Consider the following 6,112-nt stretch of genomic DNA (forward strand, 5'->3'; position numbering starts at 1 on the left):
AGCTTCTACCGTAGTTTTATGCCTGCTGCTTCCAGGTCGAAGCAGCCTTCGATGAGGTCTTCTCTTTCCTGGCGGAGCACGTCTTTGCGGACGCGCAGGCTGGGGGTGCGGGGCAGTTCGTCCCTGATCTCCCAGTAGCGGGGCACTTTGAAATAGGCCAGGTTGTCAGCGCACCAGTAGACCAGTTCCTCAGGGTCGGGTGTGGCACCCTCCCTGGGGGTGACGTAGGCCTTGACCTCGTCCTCACCCAGTTCCGAGGGCACAGCCAGCACTGCGCAGTCCAGCACGTTGGGGTTGCGCTTGATGACGTTTTCCACTTCCTGGGAGGAGATGTTCTCCCCCCGGCGGCGGATGATGTCCTTCTTCCGGTCCACGAAGTACAGGAACCCGTCGGCGTCCCAGACGTTGCCGCCGATGCCGATCCGCGAGCCGATGGAGTTGGACTCGTTGTTGAAGGCCAGGGCGAGGTTGCCCATCGCCACGGGGGCGACGGTCAGCGCGGTGTCCAGGGAGTCGCGCTCGGAGTCGAGGTTCTTCACGACCCGCGTGAGCTTCTCGACGTCGGTCACGAGTGCCTCGCGGTTGTCGCCGACGAAGTCCTCGACGCTCCCCACGGCGCGGGCGACGGCCGCCCCGGCCTCGGTGCGTCCTGCGGCGACCTGTGCCTCGGCAGCCTCCTCGCGCAGGGTCACCGCCCGGTCGCGGTCGCGGATCCGGCGTGCCTCGCCGGACCTGCGGGCCGCGACGATGACGGCGGCGAGCACGACCAGCGCGACGACGACGGCGATGACGATCCAGACCCAGGTGTCCATGAGCTCTCCTTCGGGCCGCGGTGCGCCGGCGGCGCGTCGTGCCGCGGACCTCGTCCTCCTCCGTACCCCGCAGACGCCCGCTCGTGCGGTCCACCCTCGTCCGGACGCACCGCACCCCACGGTCGCGGGGGCCGTGGGGTGCGGGGTGGGGTCGGTCGGTGCTGGTCAGCGACCGAGGCCGGCCTTGTCGACCTTGCGGTGGAAGTGCATGCCGGCGAGGCCGCCGAGCGCAGCGCCCACGAGGGCCGTGGCGACGACGCCGACGAGCGCGACGACGCCCTGCAGGCTCAGGCCGGACAGGCTGTCCGGGATGCGCGGGAACGCGTTCAGGTTGTCGAACACGTTGTACTGCGAACCGGCGACGGCGCCGAGGATCGCGATGACGATCGCAGCGACGACGGCCCAGCCGAACACCGCGATGCCCTGGCGGATGCCGTCGAAGCGGGCCATGCGACCGGCGACGTAGCCGCCGCTGTAGTAGGACACGAACACGACGACGAGGAGCAGGATGACGCCGGCCCAGCCGATCTCGTCGGCGGAGATGCCCTGGTTCTGGGCTGCGTCCGTGAGGTCGGAGGTGTCGGACACGAGACCGACGCCGGCGCCGGCCGCGGCGACGAGCGCCGTCAGCAGCACGGTCATGCCGGTCGCGGTGATCCAGCCGAAGAAGGCGCAGACGATCTTGATGCCACCGAACCGCTCCTTCTCGCGGTCGACGACGTCGCGACGGTCGAGCGTCGGGTCGGTGCGGCCGGCCACCGGCTCGCGGTGGGCGGGCGCGGCGTCGCGGTGGGCCGGGGTGGCCTCGGGGCGGGGGTCGTGGGTGGTCATGGTGGGGCTCCTGTCGCTGAGCTCGATCGATCGGCGATCGGGTCTTGACTTTCACGGTAGGACGTGATCGTGATACCGGCGACTCGAACGAGGTGCCGGCGCCCCCACCGGGCTCGCGCTCAGACGTTGCGCCGGTACTGCCCCCCGACCTCGAAGAACGCCTCGGTCACCTGCTGGAGCGAGCACACGCGCGCGGCCTCCATGAGGACCGCGAACACGTTCTCGCCCGACGTGGCCGCGTCCTTCAGCCGGGTGATTGCCTCCTCCGCGCTCGACCGGTGCGCCTGCTGGAACGCGTGCACCCGGTCGAGCTGCGACTGCTTCTCCGACTCCGTCGCACGGGCCAGCTCGACGACGTGCTCCTCGCCCTCGGCGTCGGGTCGGCGGAAGGTGTTGACACCGATGATCGGCAGCGAGCCGTCGTGCTTGCGGTGCTCGTAGAGCATCGACTCGTCCTGGATCCGGCCGCGCTGGTAGCCGGTCTCCATCGCGCCCAGCACGCCGCCGCGCTCGTTGATCGCGTCGAACTCGGCCAGCACAGCAGCCTCGACGAGGTCGGTGAGCTCGTCGATGACGTACGAGCCCTGCAGCGGGTTCTCGTTCATCGCGAGGCCCCACTCACGGTTGATGATCAGCTGGATGGCGAGCGCCCGGCGCACCGACTCGGTCGTCGGCGTCGTGACCGCCTCGTCGTAGGCGTTGGTGTGCAGGCTGTTGGCGTTGTCGTAGATCGCGATGAGCGCCTGCAGGGTCGTGCGGATGTCGTTGAAGTCCATCTCCTGCGCGTGGAGGGAGCGACCCGAGGTCTGCACGTGGTACTTCAGCTTCTGGCTGCGCTCGTTCGCGCCGTACTTCTCCTTCATCGCCACCGCCCAGATGCGGCGTGCGACGCGGCCGAGCACCGAGTACTCGGGGTCCATGCCGTTGGAGAAGAAGAACGACAGGTTCGGTGCGAAGTCGTCGACGTCCATGCCGCGCGCGAGGTAGGACTCGACGTAGGTGAAGCCGTTCGCGAGGGTGAACGCGAGCTGGCTGATGGGGTTCGCCCCGGCCTCGGCGATGTGGTAGCCCGAGATCGAGACGGAGTAGAAGTTCCGCACGCCCTCGTCGATGAAGTACTGCTGGATGTCGCCCATCATGCGCAGGCTGAACTCCGTGGAGAACAGGCACGTGTTCTGGCCCTGGTCCTCCTTGAGGATGTCGGCCTGCACGGTGCCGCGCACGTTCTTCAGCGCGTACGAGCGCAGCTCGGCGTGCTCGGTCTCGTCGGGCTCGCGTCCCTCGCGCTCGCGGAAGGCGTCGACCTGCTGGTCGATGACGGTGTTGAGGAAGAAGGCGAGCACCGTGGGGGCCGGACCGTTGATGGTCATCGAGACCGACGTGCTCGGCGAGACGAGGTCGAAGCCGTCGTAGAGCGCCTTCATGTCGTCCAGCGTCGCGACCGAGACCCCCGAGGTGCCGACCTTGCCGTACACGTCGGGGCGCGGGTCGGGGTCGCGGCCGTAGAGCGTCACGGAGTCGAAGGCGGTGGAGAGGCGGGTGGCCTCCCCGTCCTCGCTGAGCAGCTTGAAGCGCCGGTTGGTGCGGAACGGGTCGCCCTCGCCGGCGAACATGCGGGCGGGGTCCTCCCCGTCCCGCTTGAACGGGAAGACGCCAGCCGTGTACGGGAAGAACCCGGGGAGGTTCTCTCGGCGCCAGAAGCGCACCAGGTCGCCGTGGCCGGTGAACCGGGGGAGGGAGACGCGCGGGATCTTGTTCCCCGACAGGGACTCGCGGGTCAGCTGCGTGACGATCTCGCGGTCGCGGACCCGCACCACCTGCTCGTCGCCGGAGTAGGACTCCACGACGGCGGGCCAGCCGGCGATCTGGTCGGCGACGTCGTGGGGCACCTGCCTGCGGGCGGACTCGAGCAGCGTCGTGACGGCGTCGGCGTCGAGGCCGCCGTCGTCGAGCTCGGCGACGGTGGTCTGGAGGCGCTGTGCGCGGTCGGCGGCGTCGGCGAGCCGTTCGGTCTCGGCGTGGTACCCGCGGACCGTCTCGGTGATCTCGGACAGGTAGCGGGCACGGTCGGCGGGCACGACGGCCTGGATGCCCGACGAGCAGCGCACGGCGACCGGCGCGAGGGTGCCCTCGGCGACCGGCAGGCCGCGCTCGGCGAGGTGGTCGCGCAGGTGCTGGTAGAGCGCCGTGACGCCGTCGTCGTTGAACGTGGCGGCCGACGTGCCGAAGATCGGCATGTCCTCCGGCTTCTTGCCGAACGCCTCGCGGTTGCGCACCAGCTGGCGGCCGACGTCGCGGTAGGCGTCCTTCGCCCCGCGTCGCTCGAACTTGTTGATCGCGACGACGTCGGCGAAGTCGAGCATGTCGATCTTCTCCAGCTGCGAGGCGGCGCCGAACTCCGGCGTCATGACGTACATGGCGGTGTCGACGTGCGGGACGATCGCAGCGTCGCCCTGGCCGATGCCGGGGGTCTCGACGACCACGAGGTCGAACCCGGCGGCCTTCAGCACGGCGACGACGTCGTCGAGGCAGTCGGGCAGCTCGTGGGAGCCGCGGGTGGCGAGCGAGCGGAAGTACGTGCGCTCCCCTCCGCTCATCGCGCCGCCGAGGGAGTTCATGCGGATGCGGTCGCCGAGCAGCGCACCGCCCCCGCGACGCCGGGTCGGGTCGACGGCGACCACCGCGACCCGCAGCTTGTCCTGCTGGTCGACGCGGAACCGGCGCACCAGCTCGTCGGTGAGCGACGACTTGCCCGAGCCGCCGGTGCCGGTGATGCCGAGCACGGGGGAGGAGTGACCGGCGGCCGCCGCGCGCACCCGCTCGAGGTCGGCCCCGGTGAGGCGGCCCGTCTCGGCGAACGTGATCGCGCGGGCGACGGCGGCGCGCTCGCCGGCGAGGACGGCGTCGACGTCGAGGGCGCCGAGCGAGGTGAGGTCGATGTCGCAGGCCTCGACGACCGAGCTGATCATGCCTGCGAGGCCCATGCGCTGGCCGTCCTCGGGCGAGAAGATCGTGACGCCGGACGCGCGCAGGCGGGCGATCTCCTCGGGGACGATGACGCCGCCCCCGCCGCCGACGACCTGCACGTGCCCGGCGCCCTGCTCGCGCAGCGACTCCACGAGGTACTCGAAGTACTCGACGTGCCCGCCCTGGTAGGACGAGACGGCCACGCCCTGCACGTCCTCCTCGATCGCCGCGTCGACGACCTCCTGGACCGAGCGGTTGTGGCCGAGGTGGATCACCTCCGCGCCCTGGCTCTGGAAGATCCTCCGCATGATGTTGATCGACGCGTCGTGCCCGTCGAAGAGTGCCGACGCGGTGACGAGTCGGACGGGGTGCGTGGGCACGTGCAGCGCGGTCATGCGAACTCCTAGGAAGTCAGATGCTCGGACATCCTACTAATGGGACGTGCTGCGCGCCACCCCCGACGCCGACGTCGGCCGGGTGCCCGCCGCTGCGCCTATGATCAGCCCATGCCGCAGGAGCCCCGACTCGCGTTCGACCCGCTCGAGCGGGCGGGAGAGCTGTGGGAGGAGCGCATCGGCGACGCCACGGCCATGCGGCTCGCGACGTCGATCATGCGGGTGCACCAGCTCGTGATCAGTCGTCTCGACGCGGCACTGAAGCCGCACGGGATCACGTTCGCGCGCTTCGAGGTGCTGCGCCTCATCTCCTTCAGCCGCGCAGGTCGGTTGCCGTTGAGCAAGATTGGTGAGCGGCTGATGGTGCACCCGACGTCGGTGACGAACGCGATCGACCGGCTGGAGGCGCAGGGCCTGGTGGTCCGCGAGCCCGACCCGACCGACCGGCGCCGGACCTTCGCGTCGCTGACGCCTGACGGGGAGCGGGTGGTCGAGGACGCGACCGCCGCCCTCATGGACGTGCAGTTCGGCGTCGCCCAGCTCGACGCCGACGACCAGCAGGCGGCGTACGCGTTGCTGCGGGGGCTCCGCCAGGTCGACTTCGGCGCGTGAGCGAGGGAGGGACGCGGGAGCCGAGGTTAGTCGCGCCGGAGCTCTGGTTCGCAGTGTCTGTCGTGGTGAACTTCCTCCGAGCCGTGGTTCCCGAGCGCGCGGAGCACGACCCGCTGCGCCTGGCGTCGCTGCTCGTGGGTGGGGTCCTCGTCCTCACGATCATGCGCCGCGCCTCGTTGTACGGATCACGGGCGGTCCGGTGGGCCGGTCGCGCCGCCACGGTGGTCCTCCTGGCCTCCCTGCTGGTGGCGCTCGACGCGTGGGCCCGCTCCTCGAGGCCCGAGCTCGCGGTGAGCTGGCCGGAACTGGTGGTGGTGGGTGTGGTCGCGCCGATCGTCCTGCTGGTCGTGTGGGCCTCCTCCCGCCCGCCCGCACCGTGAGCGGGGACGCCTGGTTCATCGGGGTCGGTACTGGATGTGGTCGAGGCGGGTGTGGTGGATCTCGACGAACTCGATGGTGCGGTCTCGGCGGGTCCAGGCTCGGGTGAACGCGGTC

Annotated in this window: 5 protein-coding genes; 2 read left to right on the forward strand and 3 right to left on the reverse strand. The window is 70.3% G+C overall.

The genetic code is table 11. From position 1 onward, the window contains the following. Positions 1 to 5 precede the first annotated feature (5 nt). The 3 genes from A6Q81_RS14610 to icmF form a co-directional block, all read right to left on the reverse strand. A complete protein-coding gene (locus tag A6Q81_RS14610; RefSeq protein WP_286690911.1) occupies positions 6 to 812 on the reverse strand; it encodes an AMP-binding enzyme in 807 nt (268 codons plus the stop codon). A gap of 165 nt (positions 813 to 977) precedes the next feature. Beyond that, the gene (locus A6Q81_RS14615) at positions 978 to 1,643 is read right to left on the reverse strand and encodes a hypothetical protein (RefSeq protein ID WP_067853603.1); all 666 of its coding nucleotides are present in this window, start codon (positions 1,641 to 1,643) and stop codon (positions 978 to 980) included. 119 nt (positions 1,644 to 1,762) lie between these two features. Further along, positions 1,763 to 5,005, reverse strand: a complete 3,243-nt coding sequence (icmF, locus tag A6Q81_RS14620) for a fused isobutyryl-CoA mutase/GTPase IcmF (RefSeq protein WP_286690912.1) — start codon at positions 5,003 to 5,005, stop codon at positions 1,763 to 1,765. Positions 5,006 to 5,116: 111 nt separating this feature from the next. Between icmF and A6Q81_RS14625 the strand changes: the two genes are divergently transcribed. Together A6Q81_RS14625 and A6Q81_RS14630 are read left to right on the forward strand one after the other, a co-directional pair. After that, the gene (locus A6Q81_RS14625; protein WP_067853609.1) at positions 5,117 to 5,617 is read left to right on the forward strand and encodes a MarR family winged helix-turn-helix transcriptional regulator; all 501 of its coding nucleotides are present in this window, start codon (positions 5,117 to 5,119) and stop codon (positions 5,615 to 5,617) included. Between the two features lie 65 nt (positions 5,618 to 5,682). Then, the gene (locus tag A6Q81_RS14630; protein WP_286690913.1) at positions 5,683 to 5,997 is read left to right on the forward strand and encodes a hypothetical protein; all 315 of its coding nucleotides are present in this window, start codon (positions 5,683 to 5,685) and stop codon (positions 5,995 to 5,997) included. Positions 5,998 to 6,112: the final 115 nt, after the last annotated feature.

This window comes from Aeromicrobium sp. REDSEA-S38_B2 (genome assembly GCF_001628525.1).
Classification (GTDB): domain Bacteria; phylum Actinomycetota; class Actinomycetes; order Propionibacteriales; family Nocardioidaceae; genus Aeromicrobium; species Aeromicrobium erythreum.

Coding starts and splice junctions, on each gene's coding strand:
- icmF (WP_286690912.1), bottom strand. CDS start 5,005: ATGACCGCGCTGCACGTGCCCACGCACCCCGTCCGACTCGTCACCGCG.
- A6Q81_RS14610 (WP_286690911.1), bottom strand. CDS start 812: ATGGACACCTGGGTCTGGATCGTCATCGCCGTCGTCGTCGCGCTGGTC.
- A6Q81_RS14625 (WP_067853609.1), top strand. CDS start 5,117: ATGCCGCAGGAGCCCCGACTCGCGTTCGACCCGCTCGAGCGGGCGGGA.
- A6Q81_RS14615 (WP_067853603.1), bottom strand. CDS start 1,643: ATGACCACCCACGACCCCCGCCCCGAGGCCACCCCGGCCCACCGCGAC.